At 70.7% G+C, this 21,888-nt stretch carries 19 protein-coding genes; 10 read left to right on the top strand and 9 right to left on the bottom strand.

Annotated features, from left to right (window positions below; translation table 11 throughout):
• Positions 1-294: 294 nt before the first annotated feature.
• Positions 295-1,377 (bottom strand): NAD(P)H-dependent amine dehydrogenase family protein, encoded by a 1,083-nt coding sequence (locus tag AC1MEY_RS25510; RefSeq protein WP_480228130.1) that lies wholly within the window; start codon positions 1,375-1,377, stop codon positions 295-297.
• A gap of 248 nt (positions 1,378-1,625) precedes the next feature.
• Between AC1MEY_RS25510 and AC1MEY_RS25505 the strand changes: the two genes are divergently transcribed.
• Complete coding sequence (locus AC1MEY_RS25505) at positions 1,626-3,461, top strand: acyl-CoA dehydrogenase (RefSeq protein ID WP_480228129.1); 1,836 nt, start codon at positions 1,626-1,628, stop codon at positions 3,459-3,461.
• Between the two features lie 116 nt (positions 3,462-3,577).
• Here the strand turns inward: AC1MEY_RS25505 and AC1MEY_RS25500 are convergent, their stop codons facing one another.
• Both AC1MEY_RS25500 and AC1MEY_RS25495 read right to left on the bottom strand, forming a co-directional pair.
• Positions 3,578-4,390, bottom strand: a complete 813-nt coding sequence (locus AC1MEY_RS25500; RefSeq protein ID WP_480231671.1) for a GNAT family N-acetyltransferase — start codon at positions 4,388-4,390, stop codon at positions 3,578-3,580.
• Between the two features lie 49 nt (positions 4,391-4,439).
• Positions 4,440-5,366, bottom strand: coding sequence for a TIGR03564 family F420-dependent LLM class oxidoreductase (locus AC1MEY_RS25495; RefSeq protein WP_480228128.1), 927 nt, complete (start codon positions 5,364-5,366; stop codon positions 4,440-4,442).
• A 15-nt stretch (positions 5,367-5,381) separates the two neighbouring features.
• On the opposite strand from AC1MEY_RS25495, the gene AC1MEY_RS25490 reads away from it, so the two are divergent.
• Positions 5,382-6,527: a TDT family transporter gene (locus AC1MEY_RS25490; protein ID WP_480228127.1), complete on the top strand. Its 1,146-nt coding sequence runs from the start codon at positions 5,382-5,384 to the stop codon at positions 6,525-6,527.
• Here the strand turns inward: AC1MEY_RS25490 and AC1MEY_RS25485 are convergent.
• Positions 6,485-7,171, bottom strand: a complete 687-nt coding sequence (locus tag AC1MEY_RS25485; RefSeq protein ID WP_480228126.1) for an alpha/beta hydrolase — start codon at positions 7,169-7,171, stop codon at positions 6,485-6,487. The two genes, AC1MEY_RS25490 and AC1MEY_RS25485, sit on opposite strands and share 43 nt — an antisense overlap.
• Positions 7,172-7,329: 158 nt before the next feature.
• Positions 7,330-8,631, bottom strand: coding sequence for an acetyl-CoA C-acetyltransferase (locus AC1MEY_RS25480; RefSeq protein ID WP_480228125.1), 1,302 nt, complete (start codon positions 8,629-8,631; stop codon positions 7,330-7,332).
• 182 nt (positions 8,632-8,813) lie between these two features.
• Here AC1MEY_RS25480 and AC1MEY_RS25475 point away from each other — a divergent pair, with 182 nt between their 5' ends.
• Positions 8,814-10,178, top strand: coding sequence for a 3-oxoacyl-ACP reductase (locus AC1MEY_RS25475; protein WP_480228124.1), 1,365 nt, complete (start codon positions 8,814-8,816; stop codon positions 10,176-10,178).
• Between the two features lie 31 nt (positions 10,179-10,209).
• Complete coding sequence (locus tag AC1MEY_RS25470; protein ID WP_480228123.1) at positions 10,210-11,055, top strand: MaoC/PaaZ C-terminal domain-containing protein; 846 nt, start codon at positions 10,210-10,212, stop codon at positions 11,053-11,055.
• Between the two features lie 105 nt (positions 11,056-11,160).
• Here the strand turns inward: AC1MEY_RS25470 and AC1MEY_RS25465 are convergent, their stop codons facing one another.
• The 3 genes from AC1MEY_RS25465 to AC1MEY_RS25455 are packed head-to-tail and all read right to left on the bottom strand — an operon-like array spanning position 11,161 to position 13,500.
• Positions 11,161-11,772 carry a TetR/AcrR family transcriptional regulator gene (locus AC1MEY_RS25465; protein WP_480228122.1) on the bottom strand — a complete coding sequence of 204 codons (612 nt, stop codon included), beginning with the start codon at positions 11,770-11,772 and terminating at the stop codon, positions 11,161-11,163.
• A 55-nt stretch (positions 11,773-11,827) separates the two neighbouring features.
• A complete protein-coding gene (locus tag AC1MEY_RS25460; RefSeq protein ID WP_480228121.1) occupies positions 11,828-12,682 on the bottom strand; it encodes a MurR/RpiR family transcriptional regulator in 855 nt (284 codons plus the stop codon).
• Between the two features lie 5 nt (positions 12,683-12,687).
• A complete protein-coding gene (locus AC1MEY_RS25455; protein WP_480228120.1) occupies positions 12,688-13,500 on the bottom strand; it encodes a class II glutamine amidotransferase in 813 nt (270 codons plus the stop codon).
• Positions 13,501-13,629: 129 nt separating this feature from the next.
• Here AC1MEY_RS25455 and AC1MEY_RS25450 point away from each other — a divergent pair, with 129 nt between their 5' ends.
• Genes AC1MEY_RS25450 through AC1MEY_RS25430 form a run of 5 tightly spaced genes read left to right on the top strand, consistent with a single transcriptional unit; the run spans position 13,630 to position 20,442 of the window.
• Positions 13,630-14,979, top strand: a complete 1,350-nt coding sequence (locus AC1MEY_RS25450; protein ID WP_480228119.1) for a type I glutamate--ammonia ligase — start codon at positions 13,630-13,632, stop codon at positions 14,977-14,979.
• A gap of 22 nt (positions 14,980-15,001) precedes the next feature.
• On the top strand, positions 15,002-16,519 hold the full coding sequence (locus tag AC1MEY_RS25445) for an APC family permease (protein ID WP_480228118.1): 1,518 nt from the start codon (positions 15,002-15,004) through the stop codon (positions 16,517-16,519).
• Positions 16,516-17,841, top strand: coding sequence for an aspartate aminotransferase family protein (locus tag AC1MEY_RS25440; RefSeq protein WP_480228117.1), 1,326 nt, complete (start codon positions 16,516-16,518; stop codon positions 17,839-17,841). The genes AC1MEY_RS25445 and AC1MEY_RS25440 overlap by 4 nt, the downstream gene beginning before the upstream one ends.
• A complete protein-coding gene (locus AC1MEY_RS25435) occupies positions 17,828-18,997 on the top strand; it encodes an amidohydrolase family protein (RefSeq protein ID WP_480228116.1) in 1,170 nt (389 codons plus the stop codon). Before AC1MEY_RS25440 ends, AC1MEY_RS25435 begins: the two co-directional genes overlap by 14 nt.
• Positions 18,994-20,442, top strand: a complete 1,449-nt coding sequence (locus AC1MEY_RS25430; RefSeq protein ID WP_480228115.1) for an aminotransferase class I/II-fold pyridoxal phosphate-dependent enzyme — start codon at positions 18,994-18,996, stop codon at positions 20,440-20,442. The genes AC1MEY_RS25435 and AC1MEY_RS25430 overlap by 4 nt, the downstream gene beginning before the upstream one ends.
• Here the strand turns inward: AC1MEY_RS25430 and AC1MEY_RS25425 are convergent, their stop codons facing one another.
• Positions 20,443-21,663: a glycoside hydrolase family 3 N-terminal domain-containing protein gene (locus AC1MEY_RS25425; protein ID WP_480228114.1), complete on the bottom strand. Its 1,221-nt coding sequence runs from the start codon at positions 21,661-21,663 to the stop codon at positions 20,443-20,445.
• 40 nt (positions 21,664-21,703) lie between these two features.
• On the opposite strand from AC1MEY_RS25425, the gene AC1MEY_RS25420 reads away from it, so the two are divergent.
• Positions 21,704-21,877: a DUF2613 domain-containing protein gene (locus tag AC1MEY_RS25420; RefSeq protein WP_163796397.1), complete on the top strand. Its 174-nt coding sequence runs from the start codon at positions 21,704-21,706 to the stop codon at positions 21,875-21,877.
• Positions 21,878-21,888: the final 11 nt, after the last annotated feature.

The following is a 21,888-nucleotide window of genomic DNA, read 5'->3' as shown; positions in this document are numbered from 1 at the left end:
GGAGCGATCTGCCACGAGAAGGCGATGGACCCCGTTGATTCGAAGCACCCTGGGTCCCCGCACTCGGCTCGAGATTCGTCGTCGAGTTTGATCAAGGTTCCGCAGTAGCTTAGCGGCCCCGGCTGGTAGCCGCCTGCCCACGATGGACGTCGACGCAACCGTCAGTAACATCGACGAAACCTTCGGTGGCCGTTTGCTATCAGTTCATTTTGCGCATTCAACGACTACACCAGGTTGAACCCGCTGGCGGACGTTGCCCCAAGATCACCGACGTTGCTGGCCGGAGACCGTGGATCAGTCGGCCCAGCGGGTCGCCTCGACCTCGGCGGCCAGCGGCGTATGCAGGGGGACGTCGAGCCCGTCGTAGATGCCCGGCTGCTGGCCGGCCAGCCACTCGATGGCGCCGAGCAGCCGGTTCGCCGCGGTGGTGTTGCCGCCGTCCGCGCGCGTGCCGCCCGGCACGTCGCCCCGGGTGACGATGGTCAGCTGCGGGTCGCCGTCGATGATGACGCGGTGGTCGCCGACGCCCTCGTCGGGCTGGGGCCAGTGCGGCGCGCAGGCCGGGTCGATCCGGGTGACGTGCTCGACGATGACGCGCTGCCGCCCACCCGACCACCCGATGATCTTCAGGAAGAACGCGCCCTGCGTGCCCTTCTCGAAGCGGCCCATCACGTTCTCGACCGCTTCGTCGAGCGGAAGGCGTTCGACCTCCTCGGTGATCTCGTCGATGTCCAGACCGAGGCCGCGACCGATCAGCCGGATGTTGCCGCCCCACACCATGGTCGGGATCGACGGCAGCAGCATCATCGGCACCTCGTCCATGGCACCGCCGAAGCCGCACGACACCCGCACGGCGTGCGGCTGGTCGTAGGTGGAGTAGTCGAAGATCTCCTGGCAGCGGATGGTCCGGATGCGCGTGCACAGGCCGGCGGCCATGACGGCGAGCGCGTCGTTGGCCCAGCCGGGGTCGACGCCGCTGACCAGCAGCGTGGCGCCGCCCTCCTTCGCCGCGGCCGTCAGCCGGTCCACCCACTCCGCCGGCGCGGAGGCCGGATCGTAGAGCGAGTACAGCGACGGCGTGACGACGTGCCTGCCCGCTCGCAGACACCGTTCGATGTCGGCCAGCGCGTCGTCGGGCCGGATGTCGCCGGACGCCATGTAGGCAACCGCGTCGCAGCCGGCGAGCACGGCGTCGACGTCCATGCTCGCGGCCACGCCCGTCTGCGCGTCGAGCGTGGTGAAGTCGGCGGCATCGCGGTCGGCCTTGTCCGGCGACGACGTGATGACGCCAGTCAGTTCCAGTCCGGGAAACGCCGTGGCCGACCTGATCGCCGCCGCCCCCATGTTGCCCGTCCCCCACACCGCTACACGCCTCATCCGGCACACCCTAACGGGCGTGCTGAGGCCACTCGTGGCAGACATCACAATCACTGAAAAGGCCTGCTCACGGCTACCAACCAACCGTTTGGGCAGCCGTTGTCGACCGCCTGGTCACTTAGCTGGGAAAGATTTGCTCTACACCGCTTTGCGCCGTGGTTACCGAGCGGTATAGTCGGAGACAGTTACTGGTGGGTAACTTAGTCCAAGTACCCAACCTGCGTACCGAATCTCATCGAGGAGACAGCGTGAGCCATTACAAGAGCAACGTCCGTGACCAGGTATTCAACCTGTTCGAGGTCTTCGGCATCGACAAGGCACTGGGCCAGGGCAAGTACGCCGACCTGGACCAGGAATCGACGCTCGACATGCTCGCCGAGATCGCCCGCCTGTCCGAGGGCCCGATCGCCGATTCGTTCGCCGAGGGCGACCGCAATCCCCCCGTCTTCGACCCCGAGACGCACGTCGTCACGCTGCCCGCGGCCTTCAAGAAGTCCGTCCGCGCGATCACCGACGGCGGCTGGGACAAGATCGGCCTCGATGAGGAACTCGGCGGCATGCCGATGCCCCGCGCCGTCCAGTGGGCCCTGATGGAGCACGTGCTCGGCGCCAACCCCGCCGTCTACATGTACTCGATGGGCGCCGGCTTCGCGCAGATCATGTACAACCTCGGCACCGAAGAGCAGAAGAAGTGGGCCGTCCTGGCCGCCGAGCGCGGATGGACCTCCACGATGGTGCTCACCGAGCCCGACGCCGGATCCGACGTGGGCGCAGGCCGCACGAAGGCCGTCCAACAGGCCGACGGCACCTGGCACATCGACGGCGTCAAGCGCTTCATCACCTCCGGTGACGCCGACGACCTCGGCGAGAACATCCTGCACCTGGTGCTGGCCCGCCCCGAGGGCGCCGGACCCGGCACCAAGGGCCTGTCGCTGTTCTTCGTGCCGAAGTTCCACTTCGACCCCGAGACGGGCGAGCCCGGCGAGCGCAACGGCGTCTACGTCACCAACGTCGAGCACAAGATGGGCCTCAAGGTCTCCGCGACGTGTGAGCTGTCGCTCGGCCAGCACGACGTCCCGGCCGTGGGCTGGCTCGTCGGCGAGGTGCACGAGGGCATCGCGCAGATGTTCGAGGTCATCGAGCAGGCCCGAATGATGGTCGGCACCAAGGCGATCGCCACGCTGTCCACCGGCTACCTCAACGCACTCGAGTACGCCAAGTCGCGCATCCAGGGTTCGGACATGACCCAGATGACCGACAAGACCGCACCGCGCGTCAGCATCACCCACCACCCCGACGTGCGCCGGTCGCTGATGACGCAGAAGACCTACGCCGAGGGCCTGCGTGCGCTGTACCTGTACACGTCGACCTTCCAGGACGCCGAGGTCGCCACGGCGGTCCACGGCGTCGACCAGGAGCTGGCGACCAAGGTCAACGACCTGCTGCTCCCGATCGTCAAGGGCGTCGGCTCCGAGCAGGCCTACGCCAAGCTGACCGAGTCGCTGCAGACCTTCGGTGGGTCCGGCTTCCTGCAGGACTACCCGATCGAGCAGTACATCCGCGACGCGAAGATCGACTCGCTCTACGAGGGCACCACCGCCATCCAGGCGCAGGACTTCTTCTTCCGCAAGATCGTGCGGGACAAGGGCGTTGCGCTCGGCTACGTGGCCACCCAGATCGAGACGTTCATCAAGAACGAGTCCGGCAACGGCCGCCTCAAGGCCGAGCGCGAACTGCTCGCCACCGCGCTGGCCGACGTGCAGGGCATGGCTGCCACGCTCACCGGCTACCTGATGGACGCGCAGACCAACCCGAGCAGCCTGTACAAGGTCGGCCTCGGCTCGGTCCGCTTCCTGATGAGCGTCGGCGACCTGGTGCTCGCGTGGCTGCTGCAGGAGCAGGCCGCCGTCGCGATCTCCGCGCTCGACGCCGGCACCTCCGGTGACGACCGCGCCTTCTACGAGGGCAAGATCGCCGGTGCGTCGTTCTTCGCGAAGAACTTCCTGCCGCTGCTCACCAGCACCAAGGCCATCGTCGAGAACATCGACAACGAGGTCATGGAGTTGGACGAAGCGTCCTTCTAGACCGCATCACGCTCAGGGCCCTCGCTTCGGCGGGGGCCCTTTGCGTTGCCATGACCTTTGCGTTGCCATGACCTTTGCGTTGCCATGACCTTTGCGTTGCCATGACCTTCGCGTTGCTACGAGGTGAGCACGACGCGGGTGTAGAGCAGGTGAAAGCCGCTGCGCTGCACGTTCTTCTGCGACGTCGATCCCGGGTCGGTGGTCACGACGGCGACGTCGCATCCGGCCCGGGCGGCGTCGCGCAGCCGGGCCGCCAGCAGCGCCGCCTGCACGCCACGCCGCCGATGGGCCGGCGCGGTCGCCGCACCGGTGAGCTGGGCGACGCCGTCGGTCATGCGCATGCTGCCGCCGCCCGCGACCGCGCCGTCCCGGAGCGCGACGTAGGCGACGGCGCCCGCGCCGGTGAAGTCCCGCATCGCCCGGTCGACGACGTCGCGCGGGAAGTCCTCGTGGCTGGGCACGCCCACGCCGTCGGGATGGGCGAACCCGTCGACCACTACGTCGACCCATGCGTCGAGTTCACCGGCATCCACGGGCCGCACCTCCACGTCCGACGGCGCCGGAACCTCGGCCGGCAGCCGACACCCCAGCACGTCCTCGAACCCGGCCACCCGATAGCCGCGTGCGGACAGCAGCGCGACGACGCCGGGATCGGCGAGGTTCGACAGTTCCACCGAGACCGGACCGTGCGCCGCCAGCCGCCGCTCGACGCCGTCCCAGTCCACGGGGACGCCGCCGAACCCGAGGCCCACGACCTTGTTCATGGGCGACCCGTCCTCGGCGAAGCAGCCGTATCCGCCGGCGACGGGCACCGCGAGGCCCGGCGCGCCCCGCTCGTGCGCCGCCGCGGTGGCCGCCGCGATTAGGGAGGCCTCGGCCGCCTCGATGCGCCGTGCCAGGTCCGTGCCGCAGAACAGTGGTGCGTCGATCACGCAGGCATTCTGCGCGACCGCGAGCCGACGGTCGAGCGAATTTCGGCTACGCGGCGTAGGACCGCAGCAGTGCGCGGGTGCGGGCGCGACCCTCGGGCGAGGGATCGAAAGTCGCAGCGACGTACTCGTCGACGCCCGCGGCGCGCAGCTCGTCGAGCCGGCCGCGCACGGTGTCCTCGTCGCCGATGATCGCGGCGTCCTCGGGTCCGGCGTAGCCCTCGCGGTCCAGCATCGCGCGGTACGACGGCAGCTGGCCGTACATCGCGAACTGCTCGGCGGCCTGCCTGCGGGCACCGTCCACGTCGTCGGTGACGCTGACCGGCAGCGCGGCCACCACCCGCACGTCGCTCTCGGCGCGGCCCGCGTCGGCGGCGGCCTGCCGCAAAGTCGGGGCGACGTGCCCGGACAGCGTCGCCGGCCCCGTCATCCACGTGCAGGTGCCCGACGTGCGGCGGCCCGCGAGCTTGAGCAGCTGCGGCCCGAGTGCGGCGACGTACACGTCCGGTGTCGGCGCACCCGGGATCATCAGCGCGCCGCGCGTCGTCAGGATCTCTCCGGACGCGGCGGCAGGCTCGCCGGCGAGCAGCGGCAGCAGACCGTCGAGGAACTCGTTGAGCCGGCGGACCGGCCGGTCCCACGGAATGCCCCACATGCCCTCGGTGACGGCCTGGTGGGTCATGCCGAGGCCCAGGGTGAACCGACCGCCAGAGGCCAGGCTGACCGTCAGCGCGCGCTGCGCCATCTGCATCGGGTGCTGATTCTGGATGGGGACGACGCCGCTGGCCACCTCGATGGTGTCGACCTCGCGCAACGCCACGGCGACGATCGTGAGAAGGTCGGGCTCATACGGCATCTGGCTCATCCAGATGCGCGCGAAGCCCTCGTCGCGCAGCATCGCGAGGTTCTGCACGCACGCGTCGATCGGTGATCCGCCACGCGCGTCCACGAGTTGCCCGAACATACTGATCTGCATGAGTGGTATCGAACCATGACCGCCGATCTGACCCGGCTGGGGAACTTCGGACCCAACTGGTTCGCCTCGGTGATGGGCACCGGCATCGTGGCGACGGCGGGTGCGACGCTGCCCGTGCACGTGCCCGGCCTGCACGTGTTCTCCCGAGTCGTGTGGGTGGTGGCGGCGGTCCTGCTGGTGGTGCTGATCGTTGCGGTGTCGGCGCAGTGGTTCCGGCATCCGACCGTCGCCCGCGGCCACGCGCACAACCCGCAGATGGCGCACTTCTACGGCGCGGCGCCGATGGCGTTCATGACGGTGGGCGCCGGCGCGCTCCTGGTGGGCCACGACCTGATCGGCGAACGGGTGGCCGTGGACCTCGCCTGGGTGCTGTGGACGACGGGCACGCTCGGCGGCCTGTTCACCGCGATCTCGATCCCGTACCTGATGTTCACCCAGCTCAACGTCGGGCCGGATGCGGCGTTCGGCGGCTGGCTGATGCCCGTGGTGCCGCCGATGGTGTCCGCCGCGACGGGTGCGCTGCTCATCCCGCACATGGCGCCGGGCACCGGCCGCGAGACCATGCTCTACGGCTGCTGGGCGATGTTCGGACTGTCCCTGATCGCGGGGCTCATCATCATCTCGCTGATCTGGAGTCGCCTGGCGCACTACGGCACGTCGGGGACCGCGCGGGTGCCGACGCTGTGGATCGTGCTCGGCCCGCTGGGACAGGGCATCACCGCGGCCGGGCTGCTGGGGACGCAGGCCGCGTTGGCCGTGCCGCCGGAGCTGGCGTCCGGGATGGCGATCTTCGCGATCCTGTTCGGCGTGCCGGTGTGGGGCTTCGCCGTGCTGTGGATCGCGCTGGCGACGTCGCTGACGGTGCGGACCATGCGGCGTGGCATGCCGTTCGCGCTGACGTGGTGGAGCCTGACGTTCCCGGTCGGCACGTTCGTCACCGGCACCACGCAGCTGGCCGTGCACACCGGGCTGCCCGCGTTCCACGTCGCCGCGGTGATCGCCTACGCGTGCCTGCTGTGCACCTGGGCGCTGGTGACGGTGCGGACCACGCGCGGCAGCGTGGGCGGCAGCCTCTTCCAGCCGCCGGCCTCGTCGGGTCCGATCACGGCGACGAAGGATCAGCCGGCGGGGAGCACGGGGCCCACGGCGCCCAGCAGGTGATCGACGAGTTCGACCGGATGCGACAGCATCGCCATGTGCCCGCCGGGGGCGACCCTGGGCTCGACGCCGAGCCGGTCGGCCACCATCGCCCTCGTGAACGGCTCGGGGAAGAGCCGGTCGTCACGCAGCAGGACGAAGGACGTCGGCAGGTCGGGTAGCCCCGGTCCCGGCCACGGCGCCCGGGACGGCGTCTCGGATTGGGCGCGCTCGACCTCCTCGGCCACGATCGTCGGATCGACGCCGTCGTAGAACACCGCGTCCATGTCGTCGGGGTCCCATCCACCCGCGCGGGCCGCGGCCTGCTGCGCTTCGGCGCATCCGGTGGCGGCCCACCAGTCGTCCGCGCACTCACCGGGTCGCGGGATCATCGCCGAGACGTACACCAGCGCCGCCGCGTCGACGCGCGGGCAGGCGAGCGGGCCGGTGAACCCGCCGAAGGAGTGCGCGACCACGATCGGGCGCCCGTCGTCACCGGGATGCTGGGCCACCACGGCGTCGGCGTAGGCGGACAGATCGGCCGAGTCGTCCTCGCACGGGAGGTCGATCGCGATGCCGCGATGCCCGCGGGCCGAAAGCTGCGCCACCACGAACCGCCAGTACGACGGGTCGGAGCCGCCGCCGGGGATCAGCAGGAAGGTCGCCACCGATCCACGCTACGGCGGACCGCGCGACCCCGGGACAGAAAAAGTGCCCCGTGTTGCCGTCGGGTCGGGGGGTCAGACGGCAACACGGAGCTATCCAGTACATCGGCCCGTCCTCGCCCGCCGTTACAGGCGAACGAGATCTTTTTCGGGCGGGAGTTCTACGCCTCGAGGATCGCGGTGACGCCCAGTCCGCCGGCGGCGCAGACGGAGATCAGTCCGCGGACCGGCTTGCCGGTCTCCTTCTTCTTCTCGGCGAGCTGCTTGGCCAGCTGGGCGACGATGCGGCCACCGGTCGCGGCGAACGGGTGCCCGGCGGCGAGCGACGAGCCGTTGACGTTGAGCTTCGACCGGTCGATCGAGCCGAGCGCACCGTCCAGGCCGAGGCGCTCCTTGCAGTACTCGTCGGACTCCCAGGCGGCCAGCGTCGCGAGGACCACCGACGCGAACGCCTCGTGGATCTCGTAGTAGTCGAAGTCCTGCAGCGTGAGCCCGTTGCGGGCCAGCAGCCGCGGCACGGCGTAGGTCGGCGCCATCAGCAGGCCGTCGGGGCCGTTGACGTAGTCGACGGCGGCGGTCTCACCGTCCACGAAGTACGCCAGCACCGGCAGGTTGCGCTCGGCCGCCCACTCCTCGCTGGCCAGCAGCGACACCGACGCACCGTCGGTCAGCGGGGTCGAGTTGCCCGCCGTCATCGTGGCGTCGCCGTACTTCACGCCGAACACGGGCTTGAGCTTGGCGAGCTTCTCGGCCGACGAATCGGGACGCAGGTTGTTGTCGCGGTAGAGCCCGAGGAACGGCGTGACCAGGTCGTCGAAGAAGCCGCGGTCGTAGGCGGCGGCCATGTTGCGGTGGCTCGCGGCGGCCAGTTCGTCCTGGTCGACGCGCTTGACGCCCATCTCCTTGGCGGTGATGGCCGCGTGCTCGCCCATCGACAGGCCGGTGCGGGGCTCGCCGTTGGTGGGGATCTCCACGCCGACCGCGGCGGGCAGCTTGCCGACCAGCTTGAGCCGGTCGACGTTCGACTTGGCGCGACGCAGCCCGAGCAGCACGCGACGCAGGTCGTCGCCGAACGCAATCGGGGCGTCCGACGTGGTGTCGACGCCGCCGGCGGCCGCCGAGTCGTACTGGCCCAGCGCGATCGCGTTGGCGACGGCGATGGTCGACTGCAGGCCGGTGCCGCACGCCTGCTGCAGGTCGTAGGCGGGCGTGTGCGGGTCGAGGGCCGAGCCCAGAACGCTCTCGCGCATCAGGTTGAAGTCGCGGCTGTGCTTGAGCACCGCGCCGCCGACGACGGCGCCGAGGCGCTCGCCGGCCAGGTTGAAGCGGTCGATCAGTCCGTCGAGCGCCGCGGTGAACATGTCCTGGTTGGACGCGTTGGCGTAGGCGCCGTCGGAGCGGGCGAAGGGAATGCGGTTGCCGCCGAGGATGGCTACCCGGCGGGGGTTCTTGGTGTCGGCCACGTCTACCTCTTCTACGTCTGAAATGGGCGTTGGTTGTGTCGGTCAGGTGTTTGGCTCGGCTGTACCCGGGTCATCAGGGTGTCGGGGGTCATACTACCCACCGTTATTACTCTGGAGTAAGTTCGGTGGTCGACACGATCCATCATCCGCTCACGACACGTCCTTTCGAAAGGCTCAGCGAAGTGGCTAGCGACCTGTTCTCCCAAGTGGTCAACTCCGGCCCCGGATCCTTCCTCGCCAAGCAGCTCGGCGTGCCCCAGCCGCAGAAGCTGCGGCGATACCGAGCCGGCGAACCGCCCCTGCCCGGCTCCCTCCTGGTCGGCGGCGACGGCCGGGTGGCTGAACCGCTGCGCGCCGCGCTCGCCGACGACTACGACCTGGTCGGCAACAACACCGGCGGCCGGTGGGCCGACACCTTCGGCGGCCTCGTCTTCGACGCCACCGGCATCACGACGCCCGAGGGCCTGAAGGCCCTGCACGACTTCTTCACGCCCGTGCTGCGCAACCTCGCGCCCAGCGGCCGCGTCGTCGTCATCGGCACCACTCCCGACCAGACCACCGGCGTCGACGAGCGGATCGCCCAGCGCGCGCTCGAGGGCTTCACCCGCTCCCTGGGCAAGGAGCTGCAGCGCGGCGCCACGATCGGCCTGGTGTACCTCGCCGCCGATGCGAAGCCCGCCGCGACCGGCCTGGAGTCCACGCTGCGCTTCCTGCTGTCGGGCAAGTCCGCCTACGTCGACGGTCAGGTGTTCTACGTCGGCGCCGACGACGCCACCCCGCCCGCCGACTGGGACAAGCCGCTCGCAGGCAAGGTCGCCCTGGTGACCGGCGCCGCGCGCGGCATCGGCGCGGAGATCGCCAAGGTGTTCGCCCGCGACGGCGCCCACGTCGTGGCCATCGACGTCGAGCAGGCAGGCGAGGCACTCGCCGAGACCGCCACGAAGGTGGGCGGCACGGCCCTGACGCTCGACGTGACGGCGCCCGACGCTGTCGACCGGATCGTCGAGCACCTGCGCGAGCACTACGCCGACGTCAACGGCGGCAAGGCCGACGTGCTGGTCAACAACGCGGGCATCACCCGCGACAAGCTGCTCGCCAACATGGACGACGCCCGCTGGGACTCCGTCGTCGCGGTCAATCTCCTTGCCCCGCAACGCCTTGCCGAGGGCCTGGTGGAGAACGGCACCATCGGCTCCGGTGGACGCATCGTCGGCCTGTCGTCGATGGCCGGCATCGCGGGCAACCGCGGTCAGACCAACTACGCCGCCACCAAGGCGGGCATGATCGGCCTCACCCAGGCGCTGGCGCCGGTGTTCGGCGAGAAGGGCGTGACCATCAACGCCGTCGCGCCGGGCTTCATCGAGACCAAGATGACCGAGGCGATCCCGCTCGCGACCCGTGAGGTGGGCCGCCGGCTGAACTCGCTGTTCCAGGGTGGCCAACCGGTCGACGTCGCCGAGGCCATCGCGTACTTCGCCAGCCCGGCGTCGAATGCGGTCACCGGCAACACGATCCGCGTCTGCGGCCAGGCACTGATCGGCGCATGAGCGAGCAGCGGCCAGGATCCGGGGAGACGACATGACCGAACAGCCCAGCGGCCTGCTGAACATGGTCCGCGCGGCGGCGGGCGCACTGCCCTTCGTCCCGCGTGGCAGCGCGCTGCCCGATCGCACGGTGCACCTCGACGACCTGGCGATCGACGCCGCCAACGTCGCGGCGTACGCCCAAGTGACCGGGTTGCGGTTCGACGACACCGTTCCGCTGACGTATCCGTTCGCGCTGACGTTCCCGTCGCTGATGTCGCTGGTGAGTGGCTTCGACTTCCCGTTCGCCGCAATGGGTTCGGTGCACGTGGAGAACACGATCACGCAGTACCGGCCGATCGCCGTGACCGACGTGGTCGACGTCGACGTGCACGCCGAGAACCTGCGCGAGCACCGCAAGGGATTGCTGGTCGACCTCGTCACGGACGTGTCGGTCGGCAACGACGTCGCCTGGCACCAGGTGACGACGTTCCTGCACCAGCAGCGCACCAGCCTGTCCGACGAGCCGAAGGCCGAGCCCAAGAAGCGGCCGAAGCTGCCGCCGCCGAATGCGGTGCTGTCCATCAGCCCCGGCCAGATCCGGCACTACGCCTCGGTGGGCGGCGACCACAACCCGATCCACACCAGCTCGATCGGCGCGAAGCTGTTCGGCTTCCCCACCTCGATCGCGCACGGAATGTTCACGGCCGCAGCGATACTCGCCAACGTCGAGGGCCAGCTGCCCGACGCCGTGACGTACACGGTGAAGTTCGGCAAGCCCGTCCTGCTGCCGGCCAAGGCCGGGCTGTGGGTCGAGCGTGCCGGTAGCGGTTGGGAGTTGGCGCTGCGCCACCTGTCCAAGGGCTACCCGCACGTCACGGGCACCGTCACCCCGCTGTAGTCGGTCCCCACCCGACAGCCCCCGCCGAGACTGCTGGGAGATCGCGATTCCGCGTCGGATCGCGATCTCACAGCAGTCTCGCGGCGTGGTGGGAGGTGTGCAGCCTCAGGGCAGCGCGTGCGCGTCCGACGGCCGGCCCTTGAGGCCGCGCCAGAACAGGTTGATCATCAACTCGGCGGCGTCGTGGACGTCGGTGTCGCCGGTGCTGACCCGGTTCGCCACGGCCTCGCCGGCCCCCACCAGCGCGACGGCCATCATGTCGAAGTCCATGTCCGGCTCGGGGTTCCGCGTACCCGACAGCAGCAGCCTGCCGACGAGGTCGATGATGCGCTCGCGACCCTCGCGCACGGTGTGGGCGAACGCCTGCGAGCTGGTGGCCTGGGTGTACAGCACGATCCACGACGCCCGGTTCTCGTCGATGTAGCTCAGGAACGACACGACCGCGGTCCGCAGCAGTTCCCGCGCGGGCTGGGTGAAGTCGATGTCGCCGCGCACCGTCTCGACGAAGCGCGCCACCTCGCGGTCGAGGCACGCGCCGAACAGCTCCTCCTTGGAGCCGTAGTACAGGTAGAGCATCGGCTTGGAGATCTCCGCCTGTGCGGCGATCGCGTCCATCGACGTCTCGTGGTAGCCGTTCACCGAGAACATCTGCACCGCGGCGTCGAGCATCTGCTGCTCGCGGACCGCGCGCGGCAACCGCTTGGTTCCACCTGCCATGTGATCAGGGTAAACAATGGGTGCCCGGAGAGCCGCCGTGACGTGACCGCGGGGGTCAGGGCAGCAGCTCGGCCCGTCGCTGCTGTTCCCACAGGGCCATGCGGGTGCGTGCGGGTTCGCCGACGGCGTCCATCACCAGCGGGATGAGCAACTCCGTGAGCAGGAAGCCCGCCGACATGCTCTGGTAGACCGTGCCGACGGTGCTCGACGCCGCCAGCACCACCTCGGCATCGGGCGCCACCGGACAGGCCAGATCGTCGGTGATGAGCACCACCGACGCGCCCGCGCGGTGCACGTCCGCGGCGACGTCGGCGGCGCTGCGCTGGTACCGGTGGTAGTCGAACAGCACCACCACGTCGCGGCGGGTCAGCTCCATCATCGACCCGAGGTCGCGGCCCCGCGGGTCGGAGAGCAGCCGCACGCCCGGCCGCAGCTGCTCGAGGTGCGCGGCCAAATGCGCCGCCAGGAGGTGCGAGAAGCGCCCGCCGTACAGGTGCACGGGTCGAGCGACGTCCGACAGCAGCGCCACCGCGGCGTCGAGCGCCGACTCCGGCAGCAGCGCCAGCGTCTCGACCGCGCGGTCGTTCTGGCCGCGGGCCTGCCGCAGCAGCCGGTCCAGCAGGCCGCCCGCGGCGGGCTCGTCCGGCAACCGGGTGAGCGGGCCGCTGGACTGCGAGGTCAGCTCCGCGCGCAGCGCCACCTGCAGGCCCGCGAAGCCCTCGAATCCCAGCGACTGGGCGAACCGCAGCACGGTCGGCGGGCTCACCTCGGCCCGTTCGGCGAGCCGCGCGGCACTGACCAACCCCGCACTTGGATAGTCCGCGAGCAGGGCACGCCCCACTCGTCGCTCGGCCTTGCTCAGCGACGACAGCGCGGCATTGGCCCGGCCGGCCACGCTCTCGTCGGACATGGCGGTCAATCTGCCACGAGGGGATGGCGCGTCGTCGACAGATCGCCCAGCGCGATGGCGGTGACGCACTCCGGCTCCATCGGTTCCCACGCCAGCGAACCGAAGCCGGTGGAGCCCACCACCAGGGTGCCGGGCGTGGGACGGGCCATCCGCAGTGCGAAGTAGTCCTCGAGGTGCTCGGCGGGCAGGTCGGCGGCCGTGATCTCCTCGACGTCCTCGTCGAGCAACCGGCTGTGCGCGTGGGCGTGCACCACGATCAGGTGGTCCTCACCGAGCAGGAGTGCGTTGAGGCTCGCGTCGGGGTACAGCTCCCGCAGTTGTGCCACTGCGCGACGAACCGCCTCGGCGAGCGTGGGCGCCGATCGACGGTGCTGGCGGATCAGACCGAAGTACCGCTCGCTGTCGGTGGTGCCGCGCAGCGACGCGGTGACGTCGTCGTCCAGCAGCTCCCCGAGTGGGCCGATCGGCTTGATGGACCCGTTGTGCGCCATGGCGATGCCGTCGGCGACGAACGGGTGGGAGTTCTGCGGCTGCACCGCCAGGCCGTTGGTGGCCCACCGCAGATGCACCATGGACGCCGCCGCCCGCAGGTCGCCGGTCGCGGCGGCGAAGTCGGGGTCGTGCAGTGCGTTGCCGGCCGACACGTGGACCGCGGGGTCCGCCGGGGCGTGCTCGGTGGGTGCGCGGTCCATGGTGGCGACGCCCCACCCGTCGCCGTGGACCTTGGTCAGCGCGAGGAAGTCCGCCAGCACCTCACTGCCCACGGCGTCGACGACCGAGATCGAGGAGGTGGACACGACACCCAGCAGGCGACACATGATCAGCATCCTCCGGTGCAGCGTCTAATGAATCAAACGAAATCTGCCGAATTTAAACATCCTGAAACATTCATGACATAGCTTTCTCGGAGACTCACAGTCCGAACCACCCCCGCGGAAGGAGTCCGGATGCCAGTCGGCGACGCCGAAGGTGAACGGTCACCGGTCGATGCCCGGATCGACGACCTGGTCGCCGACGAGGTCGTCCTGGTCGTCGGATCGATCACCGATCCCGCGGGCGTGACCCGGGGCAAGTACGTCCCCGTGCGGCGCCTGGGCGACTTTCAGCGCTCCGGCATGGGCGTCTCGCCGTCGTGGAGCGTCTTCTGCGTCGACACCGGCATCGCCTTCACCCCCGCCATCGGCGTGACCGGCGACCTCAGGATCCGCATCGACCCCGCCGACGTCCGGCTGATCGGGGACGGAATCGCTTGGGCGCCTGGCTCACTCGGTGATCAGCACGGCGAGCCGGCTGCGCTGTGCACGAGGTCGCTGCTCGCGCGTGCCGAGGCAGCGGCCGCCGACCGCGGGCTCACCGTACGCGTCGGCGGCGAACTCGAGTGCACGATGCTGGCGGCCGACGGCAGCCCCGCGTCCGCCGAACCCTGGTCGCCCTACGGGATCCGCACCTCGCTCGATCGCTCCGCCTTCCTGGTGGACCTCGCCACCACCGCCGAGCGGGCCGGACTCGCCGTCGAGCAGATCCACACCGAGTACGGCCACGATCAACTCGAGGTGTCGCTCGCGCCGGACACCCCAGTCGCCACCGCCGACGCGGTGATCCTGGCGCGCATCGTGCTCGGTCGCGCCGCGGCGCGTCACGGGCTGCGAATCTCGTTCTCTCCCGTGCCGTTCGAGGGTGCGGCGGGCAACGGGGCGCACCTGCACCTCTCGCTGGCCGACGCCGAGGGCCCGCTGTTCTCGGGCGGCAGGGGGCCGCACGGCATCCGGCCCCATGGCGGGTCGGCCATCGCGGGCGTGCTCGACACCCTGCCGGACCTCGTCGGCGTCTACGCCGGTTCCGCCGTCTCCCCGTTGCGGCTCAAGCCCGGCAACTGGGCGGGCGCCTCCGCGTGCTGGGGTCTCGAGAACCGCGAGGCGGCGGTGCGTTTCATCGCCGCGACGCCCGGCAGCCCGCACGGCGCCAACGCCGAACTCAAGCTCGTCGACCCGAGCGCCAACCCCTACCTGGCCACTGCGGCGTTCCTCTCCAGCGCGCTGCGCGGCATCGACCGCGAACTCGACCTCCCCGACGAGATCCCGGTGGACCCGTCGACCGTCGCCGTGACACCACCCCCGCTGCAGACCGCGCAAGCGGCGGCAATCGACGCCCTCGAGAACTCCGCCGTGGCAGCCGAACTGCTCACCCCCGAGGTCGTCGAGGCCCTCGTCGCGGTCCGGCGGCACGAGATCCGCACCTACGGCGACCTGTCGCCTGCCGACGTCACCGAGGCGCTACGCCTCGCCTGGAGCTGTTGACCCCACCCGAACGGAGACAACGATGAGCACGAACGTATCGGCCGACCCACCCGCCGAGGAGTCGCAGCTCCCCCACCGGCGACTGCCGTTCTGGGTCGCGTTGGCGATGTCCGTCGCCCTGGTCGGCCCCACCCTCGCCATGTCCGGCAACGGGCAGGGCCTGATCGCCACCGTGGGCAAGGCCATCCCCCTGGTGTTCCTGATCGGTCTGATCGGCGTCTCGCTGGTGGGGTACAGCTTCATCCGGCTGACCCGCCACCTGAACCACGCCGGCTCGGCCTACGGACTGGTCGGCGGCACCATCGGTCCGCGTGCCGGGTTCTTCTCCGGCTTCGCGATGCTCGGCGCATACGTCGGCTTCGCGATCGGGACACTCGCGCTGACGGCGGCGTTCACCAACGCCTTCATCGCCCAGCTGCAACCCGACGACGAGACCCCGTATCAGGTGCCCTGGCCGGCGGTCGTCGTGGTCGGCGCCATCATCTCGTTCCTCCTCGCCGGCCGCGACATCCGCCTGCTCGCGAAGATCCTGCTCGTGATCGAGGGCATCGGCATCCTGTCGATGGTCGTGCTGGTGGTCGTGATCTTCGCCAAGGGCGGCGCATCGACCACCGGCATCGACTTCAGCGTCTTCACGTTCGACGGCGTCTCCGCGTCCGCGGTGATCAGCGGCGTGGTGGCGGCCTTCCTGTCCTGGGCCGGCTTCGAGGCATGCGCGTCGATGGGCGAGGAGACCGACGACCCGGGCCGCAACATCCCGCGCGCCCTGGCGGGCACGCTGATCCTCACCGGCGTGCTGTTCGTCGTCGTGATGTTCGCGCAGGTGATCGGATTCGGCACGGACGCAGCGGGTCTCGAGGCGTTCCAGGGATCGGGCAACACGCTCGGCGACCTCGGCAGCAGCTACGTCGGCCAGTGGTTCAGCCTGCTGATCATCTTCACCGCGACGGTCGCGGCATTCGGCTGCCACCTCGCCACGTCCGCGACGTCGGGTCGCATGCTGTACGCGTTCGGCCGCGACGGATTCGGACCCAAGGCGCTCGCGACCATCCACGAGGGCACCGGCGGGCCGCGTCTGGCCACCTGGCTGGTGGTGGGCGTCGCGCTGGTGGTCGACCTCGTCTGCGCTGCGCTCGGCTGGCCCGACATGGGCACCGGCAACGCGGCGATCGACACCTATTTCCTGTTCGCCGTGGCGGGTTCGGTGTGCCTGATGGTCTGCTACCTGCTCGTCGAGATCGCGGCCGCCTGGTTCACCACCGCACCGAGGTTCGCCCGGGTGCACGGCGGCAAGGGCAAGGTACTCGGACTGGTGCTGCCGCTCCTGGGTGCCGTCGTGATCGCGGTCGTGCTGTGGTTCAACGTCAAGGACGCCGAGACGTGGTCGGCCGCTCCGCTGCTCGGACTGTACTGGTGCCTGATCGGTCTCGTGATCGCCATCGCCGCCTCGCGCATCGCGAAACGCGTCGGCGAGTCCCTGAGCCGCGAACTGGACCTCACGGCCGCGGCCGCCGAGCAGGGACCCGCGGCCGGCCGATGAGCACCCTCTACGCACGCGACGAGGCCGCCGTCGCCGGCATCGAGAAGTTGCGCTTCTTCCCGCTGGAGGTGGTGTCGGGTCACGGCTCGACGCTGGTCACCCCCGACGGCCGGGAGCTGATCGACCTCTCGGCCACGTGGACCGCCTCCGGTCTGGGGCACGGTCATCCGGCGATCGTGGAGGCGGTGAGCCGCGCCGTCCGCACCGCACCCGGGTCCGGGGGCCTGTCGGCGGTGCACCCCGACTCCGTGGGCCTCGCCGAGGACCTGCTGGCCCTGGTTCCCGGGGACGGGGAGCGACGGGTGTATCTGGGTCACGCCGGATCCGACGCCAACGACGTGGCGCTGCGGGCATGCCGGCACGCCACCGGACGGCGCACCGTGCTGGCCTTCGAGCACGGCTACCACGGTGGCGTGGGCGTCGCGATGGGCGTCTCCGGCGTGCACGTCGACGCCGGCGTGCCGGCCGACCCGGACGCGGTGTTCATCCCCTACCCCAACCCGTTTCGGCCGGACGGGGGTGCGGGCGACGACCCGGCGGCGGTCGACGCCGACGAGGCCGCCAGCCTGGCGCGGGCGGAGCAGGCGCTGTCGGACCACGCGATCGCCTGCCTGATCGTCGAGCCGATCCTGTCCGACGGCGGCCTCGTCGTACCGCCCGACGGGTTCCTCCGCCGACTGCACGACCTGTGCCGCGCGCACGAGGTGCCGATGATCTGCGACGAGGTGAAGATGGGCCTCGGGCGGCCGGGCACGCTGCACGCGTTCGAGCACGACGGCGTCGTCCCGGACATCGTGACGTTCGGCAAGGTGCTGGGCGGCGGGCTGCCGCTGTCGGCGGCGGTGGGGCCTGCGGAGATCCTCGACCACCCGCCCGCCGCAGCACTGCTCACCACCGCGGGCAACCCGGTCTGCGCCGCGGCGGGACGCGCGGTTCTCGCGACGATCGTCGGCGACGGACTGGCCGAGCGCGCCGCGACCACCGGTGCGCTGCTGGCGGATTCGCTGCGGGGCCTCACCGGCTCCCCCGGCGCCGACCGCATCGGCGACGTCCGCGGGCGCGGCCTCGCGATCGGGGTCGAACTCGTCGATCCCGCGACCGGTGCGCGCGATCCCCGGCTCGCCGCGCAGGTCGTCTACCGTGCGTGGGAGTTGGGTGCGGTCGTCTACTACGTTGGCGGCAACGTCCTGGAGATCACGCCGCCGCTGGTGCTCGACGAGGCAGAGGCAGGCCGGGCGGTCGAGATCCTCGGCGCGGCACTCGCCGACGCCGCCGCGGGACGCGTCGACGCCGAGGAGGTGGCGAAGTATGCCGGTTGGTGAGTTGCAGGACGTGTTCGGCGGGGTCGACGTCCCCGACGGGGTCGCGGACCACCTGCGCACCGTCACGCTGATCGACCACCACGTGCACGGCGCGTACGACAAGCCCGTCGACAGAGCCGGTTTCGAGGCGGCCATCAACGAGGGCTCGACGGATCCGGTGCCGTCGTTCATGACCCAGTTCGACTCCCCGCTCGGCCTGTCGATCCGGCGGTGGTGCGCGCCGCTCATCGGGCTCGACGCGCTGGCGGGCGCCGACGACTACTGGGCGCGCCGCAGCGAATACTCCCCCGACGAGCTGGCCCGCGTGATGCTGCCCGCGGCGGGCGTCTCGCGGTGGATCGTCGACACCGGGTTCAAGGGCGACCTGATCACCACGCCCGAGCGGCTGACCGATCTCAGCGGAGTGCCGTCGTCGGAGATCCTGCGGCTGGAACGGCTGGCCGAGGACCTGCTGGAGGGCGGGACGGCACCGGACGACTACCCGGCGGCCTTCCGGGCGGCACTTCGGGCCGCCGCCGACTCCCCGGACGTGGTCGGCACCAAGACGATCGTCGCGTACCGCACGGGCTTCGACGTCGACTGGTCGCGGCCCGACGACGCCGACGTGGTCGCGCGCGCCCGCGCCCTGAGCGGACGGCCCCGCCCGCTGCGACTCGACGACCCGCTGCTGATCGCGTTCGGGGTGCACGAGGCTGCGGCACGAGGACTTCCGATCCAGGTGCACGTGGGGTTCGGCGACCGCGACCTCGACCTGAACCGCACCGACCCCCTGCTGCTGCTGCCGCTGCTGCGCACCATGACTCCCGTCCCGGTGCTGCTGCTGCACTGCTATCCGTTCCAGCGGCAGGCCGGGTACCTCGCGCAGGCCTTCGACCACGTGAACTTCGACGTTGGTCTGGCCATCAACTACCTCGGCGTCCGGTCGACGGGATTGGTCGCCGAGGCGCTCGAAACCGCTCCGTTCGCGAAACAGCTGTACTCGTCGGATGCCTTCGGCCCACCGGAGCTGCACGTGCTGGGATCGGTGCTCTGGCGACGGTCGATGGGCATCGTGCTCGGCGAGTGGGTGCGCGCGGGCGACTGCACGGAGTCCGACGCCGTGCGGATCGTCGACATGATCGGTGTCCACAACGCCGAACGCGTCTACGGGCCGTGACGCACGCGTCGGCGCCACTGTTCGAATCGCTGCGGCGCTTCGTCGAGCGCGACCAGGCACCGTTCTACAGCCCCGGCCACAAGGGTGGCCGGACGTTGGATCCCTGGTTCCGCGACCACATCGCGGCGATGGATCTGAACAACCTCCCCGACACCGACACACTGCACTGCCCGGAGGGGCCGATCCTGGAGGCGGAGCGGCTGATCGCCGACGCCTGGGGCGTGGGCGAGAGCTTCATCCTCGTGCAGGGGTCCACGTCGGGCAACGTGACCGTCGCGCTGTCGGCGCTGCGGCCGGACGAGCCGGTCCTGGTGGCGCGCAACGCGCACAAGTCCGTGCTCGCCGGGCTCGTCCAGGTCGGCGCCCGGCCGGTGTGGCTCGAACCGCGGTGGGACGCACGATTCGGCGTCGCGCACGGGCTGGACGTCGCGGTGGTCGAACGGGCCTTCGAACGCGTTGCGGCGCAGGCACTCTGGATCCTGCACCCCACCTACTACGGCACCACCGGCGACGTCGCGGCGCTCGCGGACACCTGCCGGCGGCACGGCGCCCGGCTCCTCGTCGACGGCGCGCACTCGCCGCACTTCGCGTTCCACCCCGACCTGCCGACACCGGGCGAGCGGGCCGGGGCCGCCGCGACCGTGCAGTCGGTGCACAAGATCCTGTCCGGGCTGAGCCAGGCGGCGGTGCTGCACGTCGACCCCGCCCAGCTCGACACCGCCTCGGTACGCCGGGCGCTGCAGCTCGTCCAGACCACCAGCCCGCACTTCGCGATCATGGCGTCGATCGACCTGGCGCGGCGCGAGATGATGCTGAGCGGACCTGCCCTGCTCGACGACGCCCTCGAACGGGCGCGCCGCACCGCCGAACGGATCTCCGCCATCCCGGGTCTGAGCGTGCTGCGCCGCGACCACCTCGACGGGCCGGGCACCGGCCTGCATCAGCTCGACGAGACGAAGCTGCTGATCGGTACCGCGGGCCTGGCGGCGCCGGCACGGGAGGTGGTGGCCCGCCTGAACCGCGACCACGGTGTCCAGCCCGAGCTGAGCGGCGCCGGACACCTGCTGTGCATCACGACGATCGGGAACACCGACGCCGACGTTGACCGATTGGTGGCGGGTCTGACGGCCATCGCGGCCGACGTCGGGACGCGGGCCGAGGATGACGAGAGCGGCCTGCTCGAGGACCTGCTGGCCGTCCGCCCGGCGACGGTCCTGACCCCGCGCGAGGCGTTCTTCGCCGCCGAGGTCTCGGTGCCGCTCTCGGAGGCGACGGGCCGCGTGGCGGCCGAAGCCGTCACGCCCTACCCACCCGGTATCCCGCTGGTGATGCCCGGTGAGCGCTTCGACGCCGACGTGATCGCACTGCTGCTGGCGTTGCGCCGGGCGGGCAATCCGATCAGCGCGTCGGATCCGACGCTGGACCTGGTAAAGGTGGTGCGCTGATCAGCAGCGCGGCGAGCGGCCCTTCGTGCCCGCCACCCGCAGCACCGATCCGTCGACCCGGCCCATGTCCAGCTCGCCGCCGTTGACGGCGCTCTCCAGCCTGTCCAGCACCGCGGGCACCTCGTCGGTGGTGATCCACAGCGCCACGTCGGCACCGGCCTGCAGTGACTTCAGCACGGCTTCGGCGACGCCGTAGCGCTGGTTGATCGCGCCCATGCTGGACAGGTCGTCGGTGTATACGAGGCCGCCGAACGGAGCACCGCCGTACCCGCCGGAGCGCAGCAGGTCGTACGCCGCCGGGCTGAGGCTGGCGGGCAGGTCGCCGGTGAGTCCCGGAACCTGCATGTGGCCGACCATCACGGCCACGTTGCCCTGCATGGTCAGCGGACCGTAGGGGATCAGGTCGTTGGCCTTGAGCGCGTCGAGCGGGGGCGTGACGACGCCGCCGACGTGCGAGTCGCCCGAGGCGTGGCCGTGGCCGGGGAAGTGCTTGATCACCGGCAGGATGCCCGCGTCGCGCAGGCCCTGGGCGTAGGCGCCGGCGAACTCGACGACCGCCGCGGGATCGGACCCGAAGGACCGGTCGCCGATCACCTCGTCGTCGGACTCGTCGGTGACGTCGACGACGGGCGCGAAGTCGACCGTGATGCCGAGGTTGCGCATCGCCTGGCCGCGCTGGAAGGCGATCGCGCGCACCTCCTCGGGCGTCTTGGTCTGTGCCAGCACGCGCGGCGACGCCTGCACGCCGATGACCGACTTCAGCCGGGACACCCGGCCGCCCTCCTCGTCCACGCTGACGCTCGGCGGCAGCGGCGACGCGGTGTCGGCGAGTGCGGGCATCGTGCCGTCGGACAGCATGCCGAGGTCGGTCCAGCTGCCGATCATGATGCCGCCGACGTGCTGCTGGTCGACGACGGCCGTCGCGTCGGCGGCGCCGGTCACGCCGACGGTGAGCAGCTGGGCGAGCTTGTCGCGGGTCGACAGCGACGCCAGCAGTTCGGCGCCGGCACCGCACGCGGGGCCGCCCGGCGTCACCGGCAGCGTCGTCGAGGTCGAGACGGGCGTGGGTGCGGCGGCGCTGGTCGAGTCGGGGGGCGTCGCACCGCCGGACCCGCACGCCACGGTCATCGCGGAGGCGGCCACCACGGCGCAGAGGGCGCGGGTCCGGGTTCGAGACGGAGTACGGGACGCAGCTCGGGTCGGTGCGAGAGACGGAACCATGGACATCGAGGCTAACGGGTCGCCGTGCTACTTTGGCCCAGTGGATCGGTTCGTCTTGCCTGCAGCGGCCAGCATCGTGGTCGGCCTGCTCCTGGGAGCGGCCGCCATCTTCGGTCTGACGCTGATGGTCCAGCAGGACACCAAGCCCCCGCTCCAGGCGGGCGATCCGGCGTCGTCGGTGCTCAACAGGGTCGAGTACGGCGACCGTACGTAGCACCCCGGCGC

This window comes from Mycobacterium sp. PTI7, assembly GCF_056679845.1.
This window is presented reverse-complemented; position numbering and strand designations above follow the sequence as displayed.

Bases quoted from the DNA above. Each gene is read 5' to 3' on its own strand.
- AC1MEY_RS25440 (WP_480228117.1), top strand. From the start codon at position 16,516: ATGAGCACCCTCTACGCACGCGACGAGGCCGCCGTCGCCGGCATCGAG.
- AC1MEY_RS25490 (WP_480228127.1), top strand. From the start codon at position 5,382: ATGACCGCCGATCTGACCCGGCTGGGGAACTTCGGACCCAACTGGTTC.
- AC1MEY_RS25465 (WP_480228122.1), bottom strand. From the start codon at position 11,772: ATGGCAGGTGGAACCAAGCGGTTGCCGCGCGCGGTCCGCGAGCAGCAG.
- AC1MEY_RS25450 (WP_480228119.1), top strand. From the start codon at position 13,630: ATGCCAGTCGGCGACGCCGAAGGTGAACGGTCACCGGTCGATGCCCGG.
- AC1MEY_RS25510 (WP_480228130.1), bottom strand. From the start codon at position 1,377: ATGAGGCGTGTAGCGGTGTGGGGGACGGGCAACATGGGGGCGGCGGCG.
- AC1MEY_RS25460 (WP_480228121.1), bottom strand. From the start codon at position 12,682: ATGTCCGACGAGAGCGTGGCCGGCCGGGCCAATGCCGCGCTGTCGTCG.
- AC1MEY_RS25425 (WP_480228114.1), bottom strand. From the start codon at position 21,663: ATGGTTCCGTCTCTCGCACCGACCCGAGCTGCGTCCCGTACTCCGTCT.
- AC1MEY_RS25445 (WP_480228118.1), top strand. From the start codon at position 15,002: ATGAGCACGAACGTATCGGCCGACCCACCCGCCGAGGAGTCGCAGCTC.
- AC1MEY_RS25455 (WP_480228120.1), bottom strand. From the start codon at position 13,500: ATGTGTCGCCTGCTGGGTGTCGTGTCCACCTCCTCGATCTCGGTCGTC.
- AC1MEY_RS25435 (WP_480228116.1), top strand. From the start codon at position 17,828: ATGCCGGTTGGTGAGTTGCAGGACGTGTTCGGCGGGGTCGACGTCCCC.
- AC1MEY_RS25470 (WP_480228123.1), top strand. From the start codon at position 10,210: ATGACCGAACAGCCCAGCGGCCTGCTGAACATGGTCCGCGCGGCGGCG.
- AC1MEY_RS25495 (WP_480228128.1), bottom strand. From the start codon at position 5,366: ATGCAGATCAGTATGTTCGGGCAACTCGTGGACGCGCGTGGCGGATCA.